The 25,644-nt window shown below is 40.7% G+C and carries 17 protein-coding genes and 2 pseudogenes; 2 read left to right on the top strand and 17 right to left on the bottom strand.

Annotation, left to right across the window (positions count from 1 at the left end):
• Positions 1-200: 200 nt before the first annotated feature.
• Positions 201-641, bottom strand: a complete 441-nt coding sequence (locus tag VZF35_RS19750; RefSeq protein ID WP_407307703.1) for an MFS transporter — start codon at positions 639-641, stop codon at positions 201-203.
• A gap of 179 nt (positions 642-820) precedes the next feature.
• On the opposite strand from VZF35_RS19750, the gene VZF35_RS19745 reads away from it, so the two are divergent.
• A complete protein-coding gene (locus tag VZF35_RS19745; RefSeq protein ID WP_407307701.1) occupies positions 821-2,014 on the top strand; it encodes an NlpC/P60 family protein in 1,194 nt (397 codons plus the stop codon).
• A gap of 20 nt (positions 2,015-2,034) precedes the next feature.
• Here VZF35_RS19745 and VZF35_RS19740 read toward each other — a convergent pair whose 3' ends face one another.
• From VZF35_RS19740 to VZF35_RS19690, 11 genes and pseudogenes are all read right to left on the bottom strand, one after another.
• Positions 2,035-4,788: a PAS domain S-box protein gene (locus VZF35_RS19740; protein WP_407307699.1), complete on the bottom strand. Its 2,754-nt coding sequence runs from the start codon at positions 4,786-4,788 to the stop codon at positions 2,035-2,037.
• 609 nt (positions 4,789-5,397) lie between these two features.
• Positions 5,398-5,849 (bottom strand): annotated as a pseudogene (def, locus tag VZF35_RS19735) (peptide deformylase).
• A complete protein-coding gene (locus VZF35_RS19730) occupies positions 5,850-6,086 on the bottom strand; it encodes a helix-turn-helix transcriptional regulator (RefSeq protein WP_407307696.1) in 237 nt (78 codons plus the stop codon).
• Positions 6,087-6,317: 231 nt separating this feature from the next.
• The gene (locus VZF35_RS19725; RefSeq protein ID WP_407307694.1) at positions 6,318-9,278 is read right to left on the bottom strand and encodes an EAL domain-containing protein; all 2,961 of its coding nucleotides are present in this window, start codon (positions 9,276-9,278) and stop codon (positions 6,318-6,320) included.
• A gap of 184 nt (positions 9,279-9,462) precedes the next feature.
• Positions 9,463-10,968: a methyl-accepting chemotaxis protein gene (locus VZF35_RS19720; RefSeq protein WP_407307692.1), complete on the bottom strand. Its 1,506-nt coding sequence runs from the start codon at positions 10,966-10,968 to the stop codon at positions 9,463-9,465.
• Positions 10,969-11,171: 203 nt separating this feature from the next.
• Positions 11,172-11,480 carry a ferritin family protein gene (locus VZF35_RS19715; protein WP_407307690.1) on the bottom strand — a complete coding sequence of 103 codons (309 nt, stop codon included), beginning with the start codon at positions 11,478-11,480 and terminating at the stop codon, positions 11,172-11,174.
• 249 nt (positions 11,481-11,729) lie between these two features.
• Positions 11,730-13,463: a cell wall-binding repeat-containing protein gene (locus VZF35_RS19710; RefSeq protein WP_407307688.1), complete on the bottom strand. Its 1,734-nt coding sequence runs from the start codon at positions 13,461-13,463 to the stop codon at positions 11,730-11,732.
• A 557-nt stretch (positions 13,464-14,020) separates the two neighbouring features.
• A complete protein-coding gene (locus VZF35_RS19705) occupies positions 14,021-14,398 on the bottom strand; it encodes a TSUP family transporter (RefSeq protein WP_407307686.1) in 378 nt (125 codons plus the stop codon).
• Positions 14,399-14,484: 86 nt separating this feature from the next.
• Positions 14,485-15,057, bottom strand: a complete 573-nt coding sequence (locus VZF35_RS19700) for a GNAT family N-acetyltransferase (RefSeq protein ID WP_407307684.1) — start codon at positions 15,055-15,057, stop codon at positions 14,485-14,487.
• Between the two features lie 221 nt (positions 15,058-15,278).
• Positions 15,279-16,711: pseudogene (locus tag VZF35_RS19695) on the bottom strand (amino acid permease).
• A gap of 391 nt (positions 16,712-17,102) precedes the next feature.
• On the bottom strand, positions 17,103-17,327 hold the full coding sequence (locus VZF35_RS19690) for a hypothetical protein (protein ID WP_407307681.1): 225 nt from the start codon (positions 17,325-17,327) through the stop codon (positions 17,103-17,105).
• A 553-nt stretch (positions 17,328-17,880) separates the two neighbouring features.
• Between VZF35_RS19690 and VZF35_RS19685 the strand changes: the two genes are divergently transcribed.
• A complete protein-coding gene (locus VZF35_RS19685) occupies positions 17,881-18,762 on the top strand; it encodes a hypothetical protein (RefSeq protein ID WP_407307678.1) in 882 nt (293 codons plus the stop codon).
• 298 nt (positions 18,763-19,060) lie between these two features.
• On the opposite strand, the gene VZF35_RS19680 is transcribed toward VZF35_RS19685, so the two are convergent.
• The 5 genes from VZF35_RS19680 to VZF35_RS19660 form a co-directional block, all read right to left on the bottom strand.
• A complete protein-coding gene (locus VZF35_RS19680; protein ID WP_407307550.1) occupies positions 19,061-20,665 on the bottom strand; it encodes an IS1182 family transposase in 1,605 nt (534 codons plus the stop codon).
• A 201-nt stretch (positions 20,666-20,866) separates the two neighbouring features.
• Entirely contained in the window at positions 20,867-22,435 is a 1,569-nt protein-coding gene (locus tag VZF35_RS19675; RefSeq protein WP_407307676.1) for a YifB family Mg chelatase-like AAA ATPase, read from the bottom strand.
• Between the two features lie 193 nt (positions 22,436-22,628).
• Positions 22,629-24,467: an ATP-binding protein gene (locus VZF35_RS19670; RefSeq protein WP_407307674.1), complete on the bottom strand. Its 1,839-nt coding sequence runs from the start codon at positions 24,465-24,467 to the stop codon at positions 22,629-22,631.
• Positions 24,467-25,156: a response regulator transcription factor gene (locus tag VZF35_RS19665; protein WP_407307672.1), complete on the bottom strand. Its 690-nt coding sequence runs from the start codon at positions 25,154-25,156 to the stop codon at positions 24,467-24,469. Before VZF35_RS19665 ends, VZF35_RS19670 begins: the two co-directional genes overlap by 1 nt.
• A gap of 104 nt (positions 25,157-25,260) precedes the next feature.
• The gene (locus VZF35_RS19660; protein ID WP_407314742.1) at positions 25,261-25,620 is read right to left on the bottom strand and encodes a YraN family protein; all 360 of its coding nucleotides are present in this window, start codon (positions 25,618-25,620) and stop codon (positions 25,261-25,263) included.
• Positions 25,621-25,644: the final 24 nt, after the last annotated feature.

Here is a 25,644-nt window from a genome sequence, read left to right as displayed (position 1 = left end):
ATGTCTGAGGGATTTCCTGAAATTGCCTTTAAATTCTAAATAGAAAGAGAGTGAAATCTGCAGAAATATCGCAGATTTCACTCTCTTTCTATTTAGATACAGGAGTTTATTTCAGATAACAAACAGCCACCTCTCGTATGAAATATTTTATTTGGGAAATTTTTATTTTTAAAAGCCTTTGGATATCAAATCCTGACCAGTCAAACTAGTGCAGCGGTTCTATTCTTTTTCCTCGCATATAGGACGCTACTGCAGCAATGATCGATAATATTGCAGAAATGTAGAAAGCAATTCTCAGTCTGGCCATAACAGCGGGAGCAATTAATTCCGGAAAGAATACCTTGCCAAGAATCAGTTGCTGGCTGGCTGTCGGCAACTGATGAAGAACAGTGGCGGGTAACTACAGTATTCATGATAGCGGTCGTATTTGGAGCAGCGAACATTCCCATTCCAACACCCGCAATCAGCAAAATGACTACAAATGGCACATAACTAAAGTCCGCCGGTAAAAGGGTTAATAGCACAAAGGCCAAGGTCGACAACAGCATTCCTACTGTCGCAAATCCGCGGGCGCCGTAACGGTCTGACAAAGAACCACTTATGGGACCCATGACAAAAAAACCTATCATCATTGGAAGCATATAGATTCCTGCCCATAAAGGAGTTTACGTCAACGTTAGCTTTATTGCAAAAAATTTACCCGTTATCTATTTCGTCTTCTGAGCCAGATGGTTAAAACTCAGACTCTGTTATATTTTGCAAATTTGACAGGAATACACTCTTTTTTGTCGAAGAAAGATGTGAAAGGAGTGTGGACAACTTGAATTTACAACGAATTATTATACCCATTCTTGTGATGTCTTTAATTTTACTATCCACAGATTCTGTACATGCCGCGAATCTTCAGGATAATCTCCATAGCTATCAAGATCAAATGAGTACTCTAAAACAACAGGCATCCGTACAAAACCAACAGAAAGCTTTGGCAGTTCAACAAGCTCAATCCTTTCAAACCTCAATAAATCTTTTGCAAAAAGCTGTTGAACAAGACAATAATTTAATCCAGCAACACCAAGAAACACTTTCAGAAATTAAAACTCAAGAAGAAACATTGACTATTAAACGACAACAGGACATTCAAACATTGGGAAACTATTTGTGCGCCCAATATGAGGAAGGCGGGACATCCTATTTAGACCAGATCAGTTGGATCCTTGGTGCCAAAACCTTCGATGACTTATTAACCCGTATGACCTATATGGGAACACTAGTTAATGCTTACAAAAAATTAGAGGATAAAATCAATGCCGATTATAAGGAACTCCAAAGTAACCAACAGTCAGAGCAGGCAGCGACCACGCAATTAACCCAAACAGTTCAATCCAAGCAACAAATGGAGGGCAGTCTTAATTTGGCATTAGGAAAAAAGGAAAACTTAATTTCTACTTTGACTAAAACCGAGCAGCAGATACTAGTAAAACAAAATCAAGTACAAAATGATATTGAGGAAACAAAACGTCTTATTGCGGCGCAAGAGAGAGAAGCGGAGTTGGCATCTCAGGAAAAGTCAAAACAAGACCAGGCGGCACAGGAGAGAGCAGATCAGACTTCTGGCAAACTTACGGCGCCTGTCAAACTGAATGGAACGATCGGACAGCTTTTGACGTTTGCTGAGAGCTTTCTCGGGTCACCCTATGTTTGGGGAGGAACAACACCAAATCCTGGGTTTGATTGCTCTGGGTTAGTACAATATGTTTACGCACACTTTGGTGTTAAACTTAATAGGGTAACATGGGATCAATATCAAGAAGGACAACCTGTTTCCGAAGATAAGTTACAACCAGGGGATTTAGTTTTTTTCTCAACCTATGCATCCGGTGCCTCTCATGTAGGTATTTATGTTGGAAATAGGATCATGATTGATGATTCAGATTATGGTGTGGCCTATGACAATATCGACCATCCATATTGGGCGGCACGATATTTAGGAGCGCGAAGGGTCATCGCCCAATAGCCGATAGATTAAAAATATTGTTAGATAATTTCATTCCTTGAAAGCGAAAGCACACGTTGCAAGGACTGTCCTAATTCTTCTAACAAATAGGGTTTGCGTAAACATCCGCAAAAACCGTAGTCAGCGTACTTCGACATCACCAGGTCATCTGAATAACCACTTGCCACAATCGCTCGAGCATTCACATCAATTGTAAGTAATTCTCTGATAGCGTCCTTACCTCCTAAACCACCTGGTACTGTTAAGTCCATAATTACGGCAATGTAAGGCGTTCCTAAAACAAGAGCATTTTGGTACAGGAACAGCATCTCTTTCCCATCCTGAGCAAAATCACTCCTAAAGCCAAGATGCGCGAGCATAGCCCCAGTGATCTCTCTGACATTTGCTTCATCATCCATCACTAGAATTTTTTCTCCGCTCCCAAATTTAACGTCTTCTTGACTAGTTGATTGGGAGAGACTGGGCGTGCCTGAGTCCACAGCCTGTAAACATATGTTAAAAATTGCACCATTACCAAGGCTCGACTGGACAGTTAAAGTACCATTATGCTTAGCGATGATTGAATAAGCCGTAGTGAGCCCAAGTCCACTGCCTGTATCTTTTGTCGTGAAGTAGGGATCAAAAATCTTCGCTAATATTTCTGTTGGTATCCCTGGACCATTATCAAGAAATGTAAGTCTGACCCATCTTTTTGGGGGCTGAGAATCCGTATCTAAGTAGTTTTCGGCTTTTACGGTAAGAGTACCGCCGCTGAGCATAGCCTCTTTAGCATTAATTACAATGTTATTGATAACTTGATTAAGTTGACTTCCATCCGCTTCGACAAACCAAAGATCGGGAGGAATAGAAAGTTCGCAATTTACGTTTGCTCCACTTAGGGCAAAATGGGTTCCTGCCGCGACTAATTTTCCTAGGTTAAGTACTTGTTTTTGCGGCGCACCCCCTTTCGCAAACGTTAGTAACTGGCTTGTTAAACTCTTAGCGTTCAAAGCAGCTTGTTCTATATCGATTAACATATTGGATATCTTATCATCTGCAAGCTTGAAATGTTTAATTAGAGAGATGTTGCCAACTATGATCGTCAAAATGTTATTAAAGTCGTGGGCTATACCTCCAGCCAGCAATCCTAAAGATTCTAATTTACTCTGACGAATTGCCTGCTCAGCTTGCTTTTTCCGTTCAGTTATGTCTCGTAATACAACTTGAATAACTCTTTGCCCACGGTAGGTCATAGGTACTAAGGTACCTTCTACATCAATAAGTTCACCACGGTCATTCATAATAATTTGTTCCAAAAGCTCGCCGATGGCGCCTTGCTCTATAGCCAGCTTTATTCGTCGGCGCGCTGTCGGCAGAAAGTCTGGGTGAATTAGCGCCTCCACAGGGTATCTCACGATATCCTTATGCCCAAATAGTTTATGGGCAGCAGAATTGGCAAAAATCACCTCATAACCATTATGTACTAAAATAGCGTCAGGTAAATGCTGAACCAGGAGCCGGTAATCTTCTTCGCTGCGCTGAAGGTCTTCGATGGCTCTTTTCTGTTCGGTGATATCTTGTCCGATCCCTATAAAACCTTCAAATTCGCCGTGGGCATCATAGTAAGGGACTCCGGAATTCTGCAGCCAAATATACTGCCCGTCAAAGCGGCGAGCTTGAAATTGCTGTTGACAATAACAACGTGTTTGAAAGGCGGATTTAAACGCTGATAAGACTATTGCTCTTTGATCTGGTCGAACGTAATAAGTCCAATTTATGATATCAAGAGAATGTTCGTCTAATCCGAGGAATCTACGCAAATTGCTGTTAAAATAGTTTACGTTGCCCTGGGCATCAGTTCGCCAAATAAAGCACGGGAAATCATTAAGGATTTGCAGATAAAAGTCATGAGCTTCAGCAATTCTATTAGCTTCGGTCACGTCATTTAATATCACGACAAATCCATTAAATTTCCCGCTAATATCACATAAATGATTTAAACTAACTACGAAAGTCCGTATCCCATAGATCGTTACTAAGTCCTTAATTAGAGTGCTGTTGTTTTCTTTCAGGTTATCTAGTTCATCAACCAGCCAAAGTAGCGTTGTATTTTGGATAGGGGTACCATAATATTGAGTGCCCGGTGAGGGACTGTCTGCAAATAAGGCAGCAGCAGCCAAGTTGAGGTTATCTATTTCTTTATTGGGACCTAGCAAGAGAACAGGGACTGGGATACTTTCGAAAACCGTTAGGTATTTATTTTTCCCATTTGCGAGGAGTCGGTTGCTTTCTTTTAGATTATTAATGAAAGATGGCTCGTCTTCGGTAAGCCACCGACTAGTTATAGCCATCTCAATCCTGTCGAAGGAACAATTCATCAGCCTGCAATATGTAAACCGATTTGGTAATTCAAAGCTAGCCGTAATTAGGTCAAGGTAAGTATACCGACAATATTTGAGCAGCCCAATAAACATCGTTAATGTTACACCATGCTGACGGTAACGCTCTGCTTCGGTTAAGGCGAACTCGATCAATTTGTCAATCGGAATTGAAGCTGACGATGATCCATCAGCCTCCTGATCGACATCAAATTCAAAGTCATTAACTGACACATCACCCATTAAACAAGAGATTATCGAATCAGATAGCCCCGCGATAGTCAGCCGCCAAGCTTCTATTAACGTGGAGGTATATTTGGTATAACCGCGTTTCTTAAGATAAACTGCCAGTTGCTGCACCAACCAACCCTCACTCGTCTGGATCTTTACGATTAACTCTTGCATGATTACTAACATACCCCCTGTAACCGACACCATTTTTACATATTGTATAGATTACTTTCTATGTAGAGAACAAATTTCCTCCCTAGGTTAATAAATTACGACAAAATATTAATCATTCCCCAGATTGGAAAATACTTTTTCAATTTCTTTTAAGAATAATGTCTCATTAATAGGCTTAATAATAAAACCTTTTGCTCCAATCTCATACTTTCTTTGATGTAAGCTTCTTGCCCCATTGCTGAACACATCAATACGTTGGCATCGGGATTAAAATGAAGAATCTCTTTTAATGATTCCAAACCGTTGACCCTTCACTTGATATTAAGGATCAAATAAAAAACACGGTGCTTAATCTTCTATTTAATACAATAATGGTTAAGCATGAGTAACCACACACACATTAACATCGTAAATTCTTTCTGCCACTGATACAATTAGAAATCATGTAGTTTGATAGAACATGAGCACTGCAAAACCTTGCAGTGCTCATGTTTAATTTGGTCGGTTTCATAATTAGTTTTAAATACATCTAAAGTTTTTACGTAGAACATGGTAAACAAACCATAATATTGCAGAAGGTGTTCAAGATGGAGCTGTATTAAGTTAATCAGAGGCAGTTTACTATCTCTTAATATATTCCGTAACAAAATCAGTAAAAAGAATACCCTCTAAATGATCTATTTCATGACAGAAACATTTTGCTAAATCTCCCTTACCTGTCAACGTAATTTCTTCCCCTTTTTCATTTAATGCCTCAACGATGACCTTTGAAGGTCTATTTATCATTCCCAAGACATTGGGAATGCTCAACATCCCTCCGTCACTTGTTGAGTTCCTTCCTGCCCAATTATCTTAGGATTGACCAATTTCATTAGCCCTTGCCCCATATCAATAACAACTAATCGCTTCAATATACCTATTTGCGGGGCTGCTAACCCTGCACCATGGGCTTCATACATCGTATCGGCCATATCATTTAAGGTTTGTCTTATTTTGTCATCAATTACTTCAACTATCTTACTTTTTTTCCTTAACAGTTCATCATCAAATAACAAGATCTGTCGCAGCGCCATTTAAACTACACCTCTGCTTTTCTGTGCTCTTGATTTCCTTTCACTTTCTTCAAAAAGAAAAACCTCCTCGATCCAACAATGGAATATTTTACATATATCATAAGCAAGCCAAATAGATGGTTCAAATTTTTCAGTTTCGATAGCATTAATTGCCTGTCTTGATACACCTACAAGCTCACCTAATTGTTCCTGAGTTAATCCAAAAGACTCTCGTAATTCTCTTAAACGGTTTTTCATGATCCATCTCTCCTGTAATGTTAACCTTACATTATATATATCACTATTTTCTTATCGCTGTCAAGTCAACCTTACATTCGATATAAATTATCTTCTCATTTAAATATTGCAGCAAAAATAAAAGACGGTACTTTTTGCCGTCTTTCATAATATCCTTTGATTCATATCCCTTTATTAACATGTATTATACGTCTAAATTTCCATTTGATGATGACCCACTTGGATCTGATTTTAGATTGTAAAATGTTTTTCCAGCCATTTGGATATATCCTTGGCTGGCATAGGCTGGCTGTAATAGTATCCTTGTATCTCCTCGCAACCCCTTTTTCGGAGAAAATCGAGTTGCTGCTCAGTCTCAACTCCTTCTGCAAGCGTCCGCAAGTTCAGGCTTTTTGCCAAGCTAATAATTGCTTCAATAATGACCTCGTCGCCCATATTCGTTCCAATATTTCGTACGAAGGATTGATCTATTTTCAATTTGTTCACGCGGAACCGTTTTAAATAGGAAAGTGACGAATAGCCTGTACCAAAATCATCAATCGCTATGCGAATTCCATAGTCATGAAGCGAGTCTAACATGGCTACTGCACTCTCTGGTTCCTTCATCGCTACACTCTCAGTCAATTCCAATTCAAGATATTTTGCAGGTAGGCCTGCTTTATTCAAGAGTTGAATCACTAACTGAGGCAGGTTCTTTTGACGAAATTGAACCGCTGAAAGATTTACTGCCATATTTCTGATGGGCAATCCTTGCATCATCCACACTTTCATCTGATTGACGGATGTTTGCAGTACCCATTCGCCAATCGGTAAAATCAGTCCGCTTTCCTCAGCCAGAGGAATAAATTCAAGGGGTGAGACCATACCAAACTTTGGATGTTGCCAACGCAACAACGCCTCTACGCCAATGAACTTTTCTCCCTGCGGAGCAATCTGAGGCTGATAGTACAACTGTAATTCTTGACGTTCTAGGGCTCTGCGGAGAGCGTTTTCCAATTCTAATTGCCGGACAGAATGTTCCTTCATGTCAGGCATAAAAAATCGGTATGAGTTGCGACCCCCTTGCTTAGTAAAATACATAGCAATATCAGCACATTTATAAAGCGTATCGAGATCTTGCCCATCTTTAGGGTAAACGGCAATTCCTATTGAGGGAGTGATTGTCAATTCATGTCCTTCGATATTAAATGGTTTTGTGTATTCATTTAACAATTTTTCAGCGATGTTCGCCGCACCTTCGCTGGCGGTATCTCTTACTAAGATAATGAACTCATCTCCGCCTAAACGAAAAACGGTATCCTGTACACGTAAGGAGCTTTTCAACCGTTCTGCCACGCGAGCCAACAATTTGTCACCCACTCTATGACCGAGTGTATCGTTAACATTTTTAAAATGATCAAGGTCAAGAAAAATAAGAGTTAATGGCTCATTGTTATCACGGGCATGGTTGATGGTTTCATTAGCACTTTCCATGAGCAAGGTGCGATTGGGCAAACCGGTTAAGTCGTCAAAATAGGCTAATCGTTGAATTTGTTCTTCGGCTACTTTCTGTTCAGTTATATCACGTATAGTCTCTATGGCCGCGATAATTTCTCCTTTGGAATCGCGAAAAACGGAGGCATTTGCCCATAGAATCGCTTTACCTGCCGGAAGATAAGGAGCAAAAGATTCTCCGACAAGAATACCCCTATGCCTCCAACTAATTGATTTATAATGTTTAACTCCCTTCGCATCGAAATCTCGTGCTAAATCAATTAAAACAGGCATTCTTCTGTTGTAAAAAGGAAGGGCATATTCATAATTTCCTTTACCTATCATATCCTGAGCTTTAACGCCAGTCATGACCTCAATGGCTTTATTCCACGCTAAAACAACGCCATTACAATCTATAACAAAGGTTGCATCCGGCAAAAAATCAATGACACCTCTCTGAAGTTGTTGAGCTTCCAACTTTGCTTCTTCGGCTTTCTTCTGTTCAGTTATATCCCGCACGGTTGCCTGGATCACCTGCTCTCCGAGGATTTCCATCATGTTCATGAGAACTGTTGCCGGAAATTCTCGCTTATCTAGTCGCATATGTGTCCATTCAAAGAGGTGAGATACCTGATGCGAAGCAATATTAATCATTTCTTTTATCTTAGCTTCAGAGCGTTGCCCATCAAGCTGATACTCTGGAGACACTTGACAAAGCGAAAGTTTGATAAATTCTTCTTGATTGGCAACTCCAAATAACTTGATGGCTGCCGGATTTCCAGAAGAAAAAAATCCTGTAAGCGGGTTAATTGTCATCATGGCGTCCTGTGAACGTTCAAAAAGCGAGCGGAACTTATTCTCTGCTTCTCTTACGGCATCTTGCGCTGATTTCCGTTCTGTAATGTCACCAAAAATGCCAATATAGTTAGTGACCTCTCCACATACATCGACAATGCGACTAACAGAAAGCCACTCAGCATAGACGCTGCCGTCTTTACGACGGTTCCAGATCTCTCCGCGCCAATGGCCGTTTGTAGTTATCTCTTTCCACATTTGGTCGTAGAAATCTTTATCATGACGCCCAGATGAAAGAATCCTCGGATTCTGCCCTATGACCTCATCTTCGCGATAACCTGTTAGCTGAGAAAATGAGTGATTCACTGAGATGATAGCAGCGTCTGCATCAGTAATCGTGATTCCCTCGCGACTATGTTCGAAAACTTTGGCATAAAGCCGAAGTTGGGCTTCTGTTTTGGCTCGATCTGCTGCCAAGTGATTCAAGTTATGCATATGTTGTTCGATTGCTTTTTGTTTAGTAATATCAAAAAAGCTAATCACTGCACCAAGCAGGTCGTCGCCCTGCTTAATTGGAGTCACGGTCAATTTTACAGGAAAGCTCTCACCGCTTTTCCGAATAAATGTTTCCTCTGTCTCTCTGAATACTCCATCTTCTACTGTTTTGAAGATAGGACACTCGGAGTTGGGATAGGCAGATCCGTCAGGTCGATGACAATGAAATAGCTGATGTTGGTCTCTTCCTAACACTTCATTCTTTTCAAATCCCAACATCGACAACGCTGCAGCATTGATGAAAACACAATGCCTCTTCTCATCAATGCTATATACACCAATAGCCAAATTTTTTAGAACCAAAGACCCATACTCAGCCTGAATTTCAGCATTCAATGTTTCTCTTAACTCGCCTTGAGTTGTTTTCATAACGGATCTCCTTCACTCGACGTCTTCTGAATCTGATTGCGGCCAGAAAAGACAAAAACCGCTAATCGCCTTATGCTAATAACTCTATCCATCGTCTTTCTTGTCATAACGGTACAGATCTCTACTTCTGACAGCGAAGGAAATTCTTTCCGACAATTTCGGCAGGCGTTCTAAGCCCTCATTGTCAACATTTCATACATTCCGAACAACTTTCAGGATTCTGCCCACCAAATAAACGAATTCCCTGTTTGTCTAATTCCTCGACTTTATCTGCGATGGAATCCAAATACCCGTAAATCTTATGCGAAAGGGTTTCAGCTTGCTGATAAAATTTGTTGGCGGAAGGTTGTTGTTTCTCTTTCACGACTTGAATCACTTGCTCGCCCAGTCGATGGAACTCATCATGAACGTCAGCAATCTCCTTCCATTCCTCAGCAATCGACGGATGTGTCACATCCATCGAATAATATAAATGACCAAAGGCGCACTTTGCTGAATTAGTTTGCAAGGGATAAATCGTCATTTCATCAACAATTCGTTTTAAATTATCCAGCCATACAGCATGTGCAGTTTTGGCTTTGACGATGTTTTCCAAAAACTCTTGATTAGTGATAGCATTTATACTTCCATGCAGACAATGCATCTGATTTCTGACAATTCCCGAGAGCTGATCGTCAATTTGAGCAATCTGTTTAGCGTATTCGGCGCTGCTAATAGCATCTTGATGAATTATTTGGGTCATACGAGTTAAATTTTCAGCTTCCCGACTGGAAACATCCATTGCCTGATTTATTTCATGTGTCGAAATTCCGATTCCTTCCATGGCTTGATTAATTAAATGTACATCATCAATCGTAGTTTGAAGCATATCTACATTTTGCTCCATGGTACTTGTAATCACTTCAATTTTGTGACTCATTTTTTTGGTGAGAGATATCGTATTATCCATACTTTGTTTGCCTTCCTGGGCAGCTTTTTGGATACTTCCCACAAAAGTCTTCATACCATCCAAGCTCTTCTTGGTATTGTCGGCCAGTTTTCGGATCTCTTCGGCAACCACAGCAAATCCTCTTCCATTTTCGCCCGCTCTGGCCGCTTCAATCGATGCATTTAAGGCCAGCAAATTTGTTTGATCTGCTATTTCTCCCACACCGTGAACAATTTCACTAATTTTATTAGCCATTTCTACTAATTGCTCCACTTTTTGACTCATGATTCCGGCATCAACCATGACATCTTCTTTTAACTGGTTAACTTCTTTAAGTTCAAGAAGGCTGTTTTGATTGCCTTTCACCAAGTTAGCTGAAGCTTCAGAGAGCTGAGACAATGTTTCCGAAGTGTTTTGGACCGTAGTATTTACTTCATTCATTCCGGCATTGGTTTCTTCTACAACCGCTAAATTCGACTCACTCAGAACCGCCATTTCTTTAGCAAAATCAATCAATTTATTCGAGATATGGGCCATATTAACATCAAAGCCGCTCAAAAGTGCCGTAATTGTCAATAATTCTTTCGTAGATGAGGACATTTGTTTTTCATTGGCAAAAAGCCTTTGAAAGTAGTTTAAAAATAAAATATGAATTGGGTACTCAATCTTTGGAGCCTCCGCCTCACAGCCTTGCATCGTTTTTTCCACATAGTTCAGAATATGTTCAGATTCATAACAAGGTTTTTTCGAAAAAAACTCCATAGGAACGTCTCCTTTTTTTATCACATTCTTTTTTTGCTTCCCATTCTCTTTTCGCTGCAACATTTCACGACAGGATAACTCCTCACTAAGAATTAAATAGTATAAACATAGAGGAACATCCTCTTCAAGCTTAAGAAATGAGAAAAGGCAGACGCGCTGCCCTAATTTTTAGGTTTAATCTCAATCAACAATAGATTCTATCCTTATTTATTTTTTAACGCTTCAATCTCTTCTTCCACTTCTTGAGAACCTTCCAAATAAAATTTTTCTTCATCCGGAGCCAGCTCTTTTAAAAGTCTTAAAAATTCACCTGCGTGAACCCGTTCTTCGTCAGCTATATCTTTTAATACTTCTATAGCCAATTTGTTATCGGTTGATTCAGCTAATTGCATATACATTTGAATTGCTTCATATTCTGCAGAAACCATAAATCTAATAGCTCTAATCAATTCCGGTTCCGTCAATCTGCGTTCTTTAGCAAGCCCAGAAAACGGGTTTCCAAAGTCTGGCATACTATTCTCCTCCTACTTGATTTTATTTATAAGAAACATACAGCGCCTCACGTTATATCCAAGCTCGTTCCTGACAATAACCAAAAATCTTCTGTTCCTTATGCCAGTCTTTTTTAATGCATTCTACATATTCTCTTTATTTCCTTCTTGGATAGCAAAATAATCCACAAAACATCTATATCCTGACATTAAATCAACGATTTTCATCTTACAGAGTAATCCCCCAACACTTCTGATACTTAAAATTAATTAATTCTTGGTTTTTCTATAAAGCTGAAAAGTTAAGGTATTTCCTTCAATAAAACTTCGGATTAGGAGATAAGCATCTGAACTATTTCTAAATTTAAAATCGAGAGTAGGAAAAGCTACTGTCGCATCCTGTCCAGAAGGAACATATTCTACGGGGAGAGAATGTGGATGCCTTTCAAGAACTTCTAAATGAGCAAGAACTACGGCATTATAGAGAGTAGAAGAGACCTGACAGATTCCGCCTCCGAGACCTGGGGTAAAGACGTTCCCTTCGATGATCAGAGCCTCTTTATAACCGGCTTCAGCAGTTCGTTCCCCGACACTCTCATTAAAGGAGAAGCGTTCTCCTGGAGTTAATAATTTTCCGTTGAGAGCTTTTACAGCAAGGCGAATGTTCTCTGTTCGATTGACCAGGGTTGCATCAAAGTGAGTTGAGTATTGAGCGATCGGTATTGGTTCCTTGACCGTTAAATTAAGCTTAATCATTTTGTTATATCCGTCCACCGTTCCATTATAAACACTTAAGCCTATGCTACTGGTATCAGCAACCTTGGGATTCCATTGAACAGGCATATCGATCGTTTCACTATTGTAAAGCTTGGCCTGAACCGTTGAGGGTAAAGAATAAGTTTCATTTTGAGTTACTGCAGCAGTAATATCAGCTATTGAATAAATGCTGGTCTCTTTTGCTATTCCTAAAATTAAGTCGCTTGAATTTTTTATTAGTTGATCCGATACAACTCCACCTCCCCCAAAAGCAACTAAATTGGGATATAAATTATTTGCATCTAGTTTCCCAAAGTAGCTGGCTGTAGATTTTGGCAATGTTGTTTCAAAGGGATCTATCAATATAATGGGATCTCCATTTTCGGCTGCCACAACACTACCTGCCAAAGCATCTGCAAAACCGTAGCCCGTTGCTAGATAGACCTTTGATGGATTCGGGGCAAATGTTTCAGCAATAGTAACATTCGTATCGAATCTGGATTGTCCTGCCAAACGTTCAACACTGGCCTGGGGTAACAATCCGCTTATCTCGGATTTTACATTGTCCGAGATTACTCCTGATCCTCCAGCTATATATATTTTCGAAGGCTTTCTTTCCTGTAAAAAGTCTTTCATTTCTTGTGGGAGTGCAGCGTGGGGAGATAGCAGAATGGGCCAGCCTTTATTAGCGGCAAAACTTGAAATACTTAAGGCATCGGGGTATTGTTCCCCTGAGGAGATCACTACAGTGGATACAGTTCTATCATTCAGTGAGTTAGCTAGCATATAAGAGGTATCATACCTATCCCGACCAGCAATTCTAACAATATTTTCAAATCCCAGGTCTTTAAGCTTAGCATCGAATTCCTTGCCTATTATTCCTAATCCGCCAATTATATAAACCGTTCCTGTTGGCTCCAAATGTTGAATAATATAATCAAAGGCATCCTTAGAACCGCCAACAGAGGAATCAACTAATAGGATAGGGGCTCCTTTCTCATGGGCTAGGACACTTGCCGATAAAGCATCTGCAAAATCGTTTCCTGTTGAAAGGATTACACTTTTAACATTTCCATAAGTCTCAGAGATTGCCTTGGCTGTCTCATATTTCGTTTGTCCGGAAAGCCTATTGGTACCAATAATATGGGCTAGATCACTCGCTGAACTTAAATCATTGGCAGCGGCAAAAGATGGTGTTCCCCAAAAAATGCAGCTACATAGAATTAATGTGAATATTCTTTTGCTCATTAGATACTACACTCCTTCAATTTGGCATCTTGATAATTATCTCATGCAGAAGAAGTAAAGTATGTCGAAAGAGTTATCTATTAATCCATTTTTTCATAAGTAATGTGTCTCTTTAAAGCGAATATTATAACCATTATCTGGGAATTAGATTCTGCTTAGAAAAAATTTAAATACACTTTAATAACTTTAATAAGCACTCGAATATAGTTTTATCGTCTGCTTCTTAGGGATGGTAACTTATTTCTCCTGCATTCAAATCTTGATAAATTCTTGATACGATTATGATTAAATATCAAAAACTTTCTTGTATTCTAATAGCAGAGGATTTCCAATGACTATAGATAGAAATAACTTATAGAAAACAACTTACATGAAAAAGACTAAAAGCCGTCCTTGCTGTGGGGCGGCTTTTGGCTAATTTTTGAAGGTATTTGCGGAGGACCTAGGGAATAGAATTATTTCGGCAGTTTGATTTACCTCCTATTTCAGCTCTCGTCAGAAAGATGGGAGCTCTTTTAAAATACCATTCAAGCCAATGGATATTCTGGGAATTTGGCTCAGATAAAAAGCCTTACTGCAGCAACGGCAGTAATAGCTATTACAACATAGCGGAAAAACCTTTCGTTGAGCCTCTTTATAATTACTACTCCCAGCAAAGCGCCTAAGACTATAGCTGGTATCATCACACAGGCAACACTAATGCTTTTTGCGGAAATATTTTGCCATATAAAAATTTGAAGGGGAACTTTAGTTAAATTTATGATAAAAAAAGACCAAGCTGTGGACCCATAACAATGAGCATTGGCAAAATAATGCCTGTTGATTCCTTTCCTCCAAATACATTGGCTAGGATAGGAATGACGAGCAATGTAAATCCACTTACTGCTGTTTTTGAGAATCCTATTAAGAAAGCTCCAATAATAACCCAGATCCATGAATTACCGTCAAATTAAACATGTGTAAGATTTCCAAACTCCGTCCCAACTCCATCAAGATAATAGTTATTCCACATTTGATTACTTTAAATTTTGTTCCATTCATCTCGTATAATCGCGTACATAATGCAGTCATCAAATTCATCATTGTGAATTAAATATTGCTTTAAAGTCCCCTCACATTTCATTCCGGCTTTTCTTAATACTTTTCCTGATGAACCATTTTTACTTCTGTGAAAGGCCTGAACTCTATTTAAACAAAGATTTTTAAACCCATACTCAATAACAGCTTTTAGTGCCTCAGGAGCGTAGCCATTTCTTTGGTACGATTGTCCGATGCAATATTCTACATCGGCCCTATGATTTTTACTGTCCACAAGATAAAAGGCAATTTGACCGATGTTCTCATTTGTTTCTTTGAGGATTATCGCCCATCTATAAAACTCCTTATTATTGTACAAGCATATCCATTTTTCGAGTTTCTGACGTGTATCACTGATCGTATTACAAGTTTCTTCACCATAGTTATTTTGAACTTCCGGATCACTTATCCAGTTGTGAAATGTACTTTGGGTATCTGTAATTTCAAACCTGCGGAGAATTAATCTTTGCGTATTAATACTCTGAGTACCCATCTGGTTTATTGGTACGTCAACCAATAAATATCACCTTCCAGTATTCCTTCACCTCGGTAAGGTGAGGTGAAAATGAACTCCAAAACATTAACTTAGAACCCTTTTTTCTAGATTCTACATTTTTCTTCATTTTCCTGTAAATAAGAATGTCAGTAGAAACAATCCAATAATGTAGAAACAAAAATATATCCAAGTACCTTATCAGCACTTGGATATACAATCTTGATTTGTAGTTAAACTAAATGTTAACTATTTCTATCCCTCTTACTAATTTCCTTCATTAGTTCCTCAGAGAATTCCGTCGAGAATCTTGATTGAGTTCTCTTCAGGACTAAGCCTCTAGCCAACGGAACGTTTCTTGTTGAATTCAAACGAAGCCTCAATCCCACATAAATAAGGGAATAAAGCACAACCATGATGATCCCAGTTACGAGCCCTGCAGTTTGTCCGGGAATGAAAGGCATACTGCCAAAGACAACAATCATGCTTATTAAAGTAATCCAAGTGGTATATGGATAGCCCGGCATTTGGCATTTTCCCTCTGGAGGACATCCCTTCTTTTTGCGGAAGCGGATGTGGCTGGCCATGATAACAGCATAAGTAAAAAGTAGGGCAAAACCACCCGAAGTGATCAAAACCAGGTAGACTCTGGGAAACAAATGACCAAAGCCTAACCCTAAGAGCATAGCAAGACCAGAGAATACTATTCCTCGATGAGGAACATCTTTTTTATCTTTTAGCCATTTTGGCGCATATCCTTCATCTGTTAGCGCTCTAATCATTCGGCCTAGGCCGAAAACTGCTGCTAACATCGCTGAAAGACTTGCAGAGATTAATACCAGATTAATAGCTGTACTCGCCCATCGAATTCCCTGTCGATTAAGAGAGATAACCATAGGGCTTATATTTTCACTTAGATCAGCCGTAGGAATTAGCGGCAAAAGAACCGTTGCATAAAGAATATATAGCCCAACAAGTGATAAGACCGTATAAGCAATGGCCTTAGGGATTGTTTCTCTGGACCTTTCTACGTCTGATGCGGCTAAGCCAATAATCTCAAAGCCGGCATAAGCAAAGATGACAATCAGCATACTTCCCGCGATTCCTTTTATCCCTCCAGGCATCAAAGGCTCGCCAAGTAATTCTCCTGCTCCAATAGGGGGGGCCCGGAAAGACGCCAAAAATAAGTAACATGGCCAAAATTATAAAGAAAACGATCGCAAATATTTTGACAGAAGAAAGGACGCTCTCCAACTTGCTTAGACGATTGGCGCCCAGAAGATTAAGTATTGTAACTAATACAATGATAACAATGCCTAATCCTGCAATGGATATATTGGGAAACCATTCCTCACTAGGATCGGTATTGCAGTCGCTTCACTTGACATTGAGAAAATTGTGCCTGTCCAATATTACCACCCTACCACAAATCCGGCTCCCTCTCCCAATTCTTCAGCCGCAAAAGTGCTGAATGAACCCCCGTAGGGATTTGCTACCGTCATTTCGGACAAAGCGAAGAGGATGAAATAAACTAACACTCCCGCTAAAATAAAGGAAACTACAATAGAAGGTCCTGCGGCATTGATAGCAACTGATGTCCTAAAAAAAACGAACCTCCGATAACACTTCCTAAGGCCATCATAGTAAGATGCCCTGCTGAAAGACCTTTATGTTTCATAACTTTCTCTCTCCTAAATATAAGTTCCAAAAAGAAATCTAAGGATTCTAAAATTTATTAATGACCCTCATTTCTTCTGTATTAAACTGACGGATTGATTATAATCGAAAAACCTTTGTTATTACGGATAAGGCTAATCTAAAGAAAACGGGTCAAAGTGTATTTGTTCCCGGGATTCAGCTTATCATTCCCTAAACTCTGCATAAATTAAGGTCTGTCATTAAGTACTTTTTTATCTAGGAACATAGGGAGATTGCTCCAGACGACCATTTTATGGATACCCCTTTGTATGTACTTGCATATGTTTTACTTTGTGCATCTGGAAACATTGAATTTAACTGTTTGCCTCTGTAATAAAAAAAGTACAGTTATTTTCTAAATGAAACTGTACTTAAAATTTCATATTCATCTTTAATATCTCCCAAACACGTTCCTGGTGATACAGCAGTTCCGGAGATGCCATGCCTTTTGGACAAACATATCCTTTGCTTGTTGGGCTTTTAGGATCTCCTGTGATTCGAACGACTTTGTCACCCTCCATGTGCACGAGAACCCGACACACCCCATGGCACATACGACAAGAAGATCGTACAATCCGCACATCTGAGAACTTCATAACAACCTCCTGCTAACAAAACCGTTTCTACGAGCTCACTTAACGCTCAAAACAGGATATAAAGCTAACCCTTCTCGATGGCTATAAAAAGAGTGCTTATGCGCACCGAGCCTCCCCAGAAGACAGGCTTACTTTGAAAGTGCATGTTCAAAGCTTATCGTAGTTATATATATTATAACTTTAGTCTGCTTATTGCGATAGGCAAAAAGATTGGTACAGAGTCCTAATGATCTATGTCTGTTTTTGAGATTCTGCTGAAGCATCTTGCTGACCAGATCGTCATTTTCAGCATATTTTCAGTTAACATTTAGTGAATTTTAAGCTGGCGCTCAGTTCTATTTAAGTTCGCTCCCCTAGAATTAGATTGTGTTCAGGAGAATTTTATGAAAGGAGTTTTAAAATTTATGTGAATAGATAATTTGATTTGCTCAGGAGCTTCACAACTCAGCGAATACATAAACGGGCTCCTTCATTCTGATTATCCATTGTTAAAATCATCATTGATTGTTTTATCTGAGAAAAATTCTATGAATTTTAAATGGAGGTTTTTAATATGAAGAAAACAAAACCTATTATGTTGTTCGGCGCAGTATCACTTATAACTCTTCTAACTGCATCATCTGCTTTTGCAATGACTCCAATCAAGGAAAATTCAACCCATTCTCAAGTCCACCAAACTATCGGAAGAAAGGATTCTGGTAGATTTACAAGTGTCCTTGATAGTTTAGTAACTTCAGGCACTCTCTCTCAAGATCAGGAGGGTGCTATTCAAAGCGCCCTTGACAATGCCAAACCCACCCTAAGTGGCCCTAGTAATTTCAGCTTCACTTCTATCCTCGACAGTTTGGTTTCCGCAAGTACGATCACTCAGGCCCAAGAAGATGCTATTCAAAATGCTCTCCGACCCGGTGGTCCACAAAATGGAAATAGCGACGGATCTACGAGTCCCTTAGACAATTTGGCAACTCCGGGTCAGAAAGCTGAGATTGGCAGTCATGGCACTGACAACTTCACTTCCGCCCTTGACAGTTTGGTCTCTGACGGTACGATTACTCAACCCCAAGTAGAGGCTGTGCAAAATGCTCTCAAGCCCAGTGACCCCCCAAATGGAAAAAATGATGGTTTTGCTAGTCCCTTAGATAGTTTAGTAACTTCAGGCACTCTTTCACAAGATCAAGAAGATGCCATTGAAGAGGCTCTCTCTGCAGCCATACATCCGGAATCAGGTAACAGCGGCTTAATAACCCTTCTTGATAGCCTAGTAACTGCAGGTACTATTACTCAAGCACAAGAAGATGATATACAAAGTACTCTCTCAACAGCTATGCAGTCAGGAGCAGATAACAGTAGTTTGGAAACCGTACTAGACAGCCTGGTATCCTCCGGTACAATAACACAGACCCAGGAAGAAGCTATTCAACATTCCTTAGACTAAATTTATCGGCTCGCACAATTTAACCCTCCGTTTCAAGTGAACCGGAGGGCTTCTTGCTACATGTAACTCTAATTGGTGTTCAGCGTCTTTTTTGTCAAATTTGGCATTTCAGGATGGAGCTATCATAGAAGGGAGTGTCGCAAAACTACTATTTTGAAGTAGCAAGCGATGCTCCCCATTTCTTTTTACTGTGGAAAATATTAAGTGGTTTGATTGCAATGCTCAATCTCTATTTTCTACTTAAATTTGTGTATAGCAAAATAAGCCTTCTAGATGAGACTGTTTTTTCGACCCCTTTTTAAGCCGTTTTTAATGGATGAAGGGGTTTACCAATTCGTTCATTCTGTATTTTAGCGTGAAGTTTATTCACGTTATACCCAAAACACAGCAGCATAAATTCAGTTTTTACACTGTTTTTACCTCGTGTCAAAAAGCGATTAAAGTTATAGTCATTTTTGAGTACCCCAAAGGCTCCTTCGACCTGTATGGATCGATTTACTCTGAGTAGTCTCCCTTTTTCGGTGGTAATGTTTCCGTACGATACCTGGCGTTTGGCCACAAACGTTTTAGATACTTGCATTCTTCGATTGCCTTTAGCTTTTGTACATTGACTTTTACAAGGACAATCACGGCAGTCTTCACATTCATAGATCGTGATTTCAGATCGGTAGCCCGTTGCCGATGTTCGATGGGTAATTCCCACTAGTTTGAGTTGTTTTCCGTTATGACAGGTGTATTCATCCATTTCTGCATTGTAAACCATGTTTTCTCGCTTGCTGATATCCTTTTTGAAGCGTTTCTTTTTCCATTGTTCATAGGTTTGCGGCTTTATGTAGCAGGTCTGCTTTTTCCCTTCGAGATAAAGATAATTCTCCTCACTCTCATAACCAGAGTCTGCAGTAACATTTTCATAATGGGCCTGTAGTTTAGATTCCAGCGTGTTTAAGAAAGGGATGAGTGTGGCTATGTCGTTACGATCCTGGAAAATCCCAACCCCTGTTACATATTCACTTTCCACGCCAATCTGAACATTGTAAGCCGGCTTTAACTGAGCGTTGCGCATATGGTCATCTTTCATATGCATGAAGGTCGCATCAGGATCGGTTTTGGAGTAGCTATTTCTTCCTTCGAAGAATTGGTGATGTCTGTTGTACTTTTCTTGACGGGTATAGAATTCCTTCAGGTCTTCTGTAAACTTTTGTAGCTTTGATTTCCGTTTTCCAATACCATGGACAAATTCAATCTGCTCTTGCTGACGTTTTTCTTCTAGGTAGGAGAGGGCCGCCTTAAGGTCCTTAAGTAACGTTTCTTTGGTTGCCTTGAAGTCCTTTAGATAGGTCAAATTGATCTCCTCAAGACAGGATTGAATTTTCAAGAACATTTTGGTCTCATTCTTAGTAACGACTTTCTTCCAGACAAACGTATAACGGTTAGCATTGGCTTCAATTTTTGTTCCATCGACAAAAAGGTTCTTAAACTCTACTTCCCCAAGCTTGTGTAAATACGTCACCATTTGGAAAAAGAGGTCTTCTATGGATTCCTTTAAATAGTTCTTCCGAAATCGAGCAAGGGTGCTGTGGTCTGGTGCCTTGCATCCTTCCAACAACCACATGAAGTTAATGTCTCTTTTACAAGCAACTTCAATCTTGCGGCTTGAGTAAATGTTGTTCATATAGGCATAGGCTACTACTTTGAACAGGATTTTGGGTTCGACTACAGGTTTTCTTCCAGTGGAAGAGTAGGCCTGATACAACGCTTCGTAATTCAATCCCTCCAAAATGTGGCTTAGCAGTCGAACTGAGTCATCCTCCGGTATTAACACATCAAAATTAAATGGTAGAACTAATTGATAGTGTCCACTTAATTCAGTATAATTTTTAGAGTGTAATTTGGTTGTTAGCATAACTCAAATTATACGACAACTGCGGGTTCTTTGGGACCTGCAGTTTTGTTTCTAGTAGGAAAAAGGGGCGTTGCTTACGAACTATTTTAGTTCGTTTTGCAACGCCCCCTGTATTTTCCATTTCGATAAAAATTCAATGATCGCCCCTCAATCCGCTCTGCTTCTTCGGCGGCGCCAGTTGCGGCAGGTGCTTGACGCACGTTACATATCTAAACGTTTATCCAAAACTCGAAACTGTATCGCCTCCGCTAAATGCTCAGGAAGGATATCTGGGAACCCTCCGAGATCCGCCACCGTTCGAGCAACTCTTAAGATTCGATCATGCGCACGGGCGCTTAGGTGTTGGCTGTCAAAGATCCTTTGTAAGAGAGCTTCTCCATTTGGAGTTAACCTGCCGAATTCTTTAGTTTCTTTAGCCGTCATCTCAGCATTGGTTTTTGCAGGCCCTAGCCGATCCCATTGTCTTTGACGGGCTGCCATCACTCGTTCTCTTACGGTACTGGACGACTCACTTTCCTTACTAATATTCTTTAACTCCGAGTAATTCAACCTTGGCACCTCGATATGCATGTCAAAGCGATCTAGCAAGGGGCCGGAAATCCTTCCGCGATAATTTTGAATTTGCATAGGTGTACAACGACACATTCTTCCCTGATCGCTGAGGAAACCACAGGGACACGGATTCATACTAGAAATAACGCTGACATGAGCGGGGTAGGTAATGCTGCCCGATTGGCGAGTTATCGTCAATTCCCGGTCTTCCAAGGGTTGCCGGAGACATTCCAAGACTTCACGTGAAAACTCAGGAAGTTCATCCAAAAATAAGACACCATAATTTGCTAAACTTAATTCTCCCGGACGCAAGTCACGCCCACCTCCGATCATCCCCACCTTGGTGATGGTATGGTGTGGGCTGCGAAAAGGACGATGTTGAATCAATCTGCCATTGCAGGCGAGCAACCCGCAGCTACTGTAAAGCTGAGTAACTTCAATGCTCTCGGTCTCGCTTAGTTGAGGGAGTATTCCTGAGTAAGCTTTGGCGAGCAGTGTCTTACCTGATCCCGGTGGTCCTACTAAGATGACGTTATGTCCCCCTGCGGCGGCAATCTCTAAAGCCCGTTTTACATGCTGCTGTCCCTGAATATCTGTCCAGTCGACTTGTCGTTCATTAGATAATTCTTCGACATGAGCAATTTGAGATAGTATTTCATCTTCGAAGTTATAGTTCTCCTCTAATGCTTGAACGACTCGCCTTAACGTTGAGGTGCTATGTGTTTCTAACCCGCCTACAAGACGGGCTTCAGAGAGATTTTCCTGGGGAACTATCAGACATAACTTCTTGACTTTCTTCTCTTCTTCGGATTCGAGTTGTTGATTATTCCGATGGAGAGTCATGGCCATCGTTAGAATACCGGGTACAGGCCGCAGAGATCCTTCTAATGATAGTTCGCCCGAGAAGACATAATGATCAAGGCCGGAGCAAAGGCATTGTTCCGTCGCTGCAAGAATTCCCAGAGCAATCGGCAGATCAAGCCCTGATCCCTGTTTGCGCAAATCTGCGGGAGCCAAATTAACAGTTACCCTCTGCAAAGGAAACTGATAGCCAGAGTTTCGTATCGCTGAGCGAACTCGATCTCTGGCCTCTTTTACAGCTATATTGGCAAGCCCAACGATGTCAAAACTCGGCAGGCCATTAGAAACATCAACTTCTACTCTAATTAAGTGAGCCCGTAATCCGAGAACAGTCATACCATAAACTGAAGCGAACATCAATCGTCCTCCTAAGAAAGAAAACTCGGTAAAGCATTTAACAGTATCTGAAGCGTCCTCAATAAATTGAGGAATCTTTCGATCTGGCTCAAAGAATTCTCGTTACCTCAAAGTTTTAGTTGTTAAGCAATGAGGTATAGAGAAAATGTTCGCCCAAATTTACTATATTCCTTCCTTGATAATCTAAATATTGTTATTTTTCTACAGCTACATTATTAGGTTCTTTCGGCAACACAATCCAGAAGGTTGTCCCTTTCCCCATATCACTTTCCACTTTAATGCATCCTCCATGAGCCTCCACGATTTGACGAACAATCGCCAAACCGAGCCCCATCCCCCCATCTTTACGTGAGCGTGCTTTATTGACTCTAAAGAAGCGGTCGAAGATATAGGGTAAGGCTTCACGCGGAATCCCCTCTCCTTCATCCCGAATAGCAAATCGAACCTGATTTTCTTCTGTCTCCAATAAGACTCGAACCGATTTGCCGCGCGGGGTATGGCGCATCGCATTATCTAGAAGATTAATGAAAACCTGTAATAGACGGTCTGGATCTGCAATGATTTCCCCATATCCCTTAGCGACCTCTAACGTTAAACCTAAATCATGCGCTCTCCCCTGGAAACGTTGGGAAACCTCGCTTAAAAAGCTCTCCAAGTCTAATTTGACAGGTTGTAGGCTCTGACCCCGTTCCAGCCAATTAATGTCTTGTAGATCTGTTACCAGTCGAGCCAAACGTTTGGCCTCATCCAAAACCAGTTCAATATATTCTCCACGTTGATCCTGAGGGACAACATCGTCCTGAATTGCTTCCAGGTACCCTTGTATGAGATGCAAAGGTGTTCTTAATTCATGAGTGACACTGGCTAAAAATTCACGGCGTGACTTTTCTGCCCGTAAAGACGCCGTTATATCCCTAAGCACGGCAACATGCCCTCGAAATCCCTCTGTCTCAGCCATTGGGGCCATCACTACCTGTAATACCTGAATACCCAGTGTAAATGTTGTGTAATTTTCACTGAGGTCCAAGCTTTGACTCATGTTCCGCAGGAAACTTTCGATCTGGTTCTTACGCTCCAAAAGTTCAACGTCATGTTCTTGCCATAATGCTTTAGCGGTATCATTAGCGTAGAGTATACAACCATCGGCACCAAGCATGACCACTGCGTCACTAATACTTTCAACAATTCCCTGAAGTAAATTCTTTTCCTGGGAAAGCCATTCCATATGGTTTTTCAAGCTTTCACCCATAGAATTGAGGACATCAGCTAAATCACCAATTTCATCTCGACTAGTTACTCCTTGAATAGGGAGAAAATCTCCTTTGGCCATTCTCGTGGCACTCCTCTGCATCAATGCAAGAGGTCTTGTGACCTGTCGAGCAAAAATAAGGCTAACTACAGTAGCTAAAAACACGGCGACTAAGGAGGCATAAAAAATTAAGCGCCGAAACGTTGCGATGCTTTCTTGAATTGGTATAGGAGAACTTCCTAATAGAACAACGGCTTGAACAGGTTTTGATCCAACAGGAGTTGCCGCGAGGAGCATTGTCTGACCGCTCCCATTTACAGGCAAAGCTTTAATCGAAATGGTATTGCCCGCAAGTACCTGTGAGAGGTTATCATCCGTAAAAAAGTCTGAAGGGCGAAGCGTTCGCGACCACCCTCCGAGCACTCCGCCACTGATTCCTCCGAGCGGCCCACTAATGCCAATACCTTGAGCTTTTGTCGAAGTTGAGCCTGCGATAACTAAGATATTCCCTTGGGGGTCTAGTAAAACTAACTGCGTCCCAGAGGTTAACTTAAAGTTTTCCAACAAGCTAAGCCGCTCGCTCCAACTGGGGACCATGGCCAATTGCGCCGAAATTTCAGATGCTTCGGTTCGCAATGAATCAAGCTTCTGATGCAAATAAAAATCTCCGAAAAGCCATGTTATTGTGAGGCCTAAGCCTCCCAATACTCCAAGGATCAGAAGCGTCATTGCCAACCATAGTTTTATAGAAATCGTCCACGAACGCCGTTTTCTTTTATCCATCAGGTCACCATATCCGGATCAAATTTGTAACCCACACCCCATACCGTAATCAACATTTTCTTAATGCTCGGGTGTGCTAATTTTTCGCGCAGTTTCTTCACATGAGTGTCAACAGTTCGAGCATCTCCGTAAAAATCATATCCCCAAACGGTTTCCATCAGTTGTTCACGCGAGAAAACCCTCCCTCGGTTTTTAGCTAAAAAATAAAGCAAATCAAACTCTAACGGTGTCAAGTTAATCACGTCATCGCCAATGGTGACCCTATGACGTTCTTTATCAATGCTGAGTAAACCTGCCGTTAATTCTGAGGTTACTGGATGAAGTTGTCCACTTGAACGACGCAGTAAGGCCTTAACTCGAGCAACTAATTCTTTCGTACTAAATGGTTTAACTAAATAATCATCCGCACCTAATTCTAAACCTAAGACACGGTCGAACTCTTCTCCTCGTGCCGTCAACATAATAATTGGAATCGCTGAACTTTCACGAATTTCTCGGCATACCCGCCATCCATCGATCTCAGGCATCATTAGATCTACAATTAATAAAGAAAATTGTCCCGCTTTGAACTTAGCTAAAGCAACGCTGCCATCCTCAGCTTCTTCGACAGCATACCCTTCCCGTTCAAGATATAATCTGACCAGACTTCGGATTCTTTCTTCATCATCAACAATTAAAATTGGATCCACTTCGTTACTCTCCTTTGATAGCCTTTATCCAAGACATTTCTTGGATATTCGCTTCTAGTCTACCACGTAATCATGGTTATTTTGTGATAAATAAATGAAGAATATTATAACGCCGCTTTAATCCACAATATCTCCGGATGCTTCTCCAACCAGCGAATGGCCATCACATCAAATCTCAAATTTGGCCAGGCGGTATACCCGCGTTGCATCACGTAATAGGCCGCAATCGCTTTGAGGCGTTGTGCCTTATGATATGTTATGCTCTCTTCCCCCCACCCCCTAAAAGAAGATCGACGGGTTCTGACTTCCATAAACACTAAGGTTTCATGATCTTGAGCAATGATATCCATTTCACCCTTTGGACAGCGGTAATTTTGGGCTAGGATTTTTAATCCCGCTTCTATCACTGAGCGTGATGCTAGTTCTTCCCCGGATTTCCCCAGCTGATTTTTATTATCACCGATGTTTGCTCACCCCTTCTCTAAGGT

The organism is Desulfosporosinus paludis, from assembly GCF_045689965.1.
Taxonomy (GTDB): Bacteria; Bacillota; Desulfitobacteriia; order Desulfitobacteriales; family Desulfitobacteriaceae; genus Desulfosporosinus; species Desulfosporosinus paludis.
The sequence above is the reverse complement of the archived record's forward strand: the minus strand, read 5'-3'. Positions and strand labels throughout refer to the sequence as shown.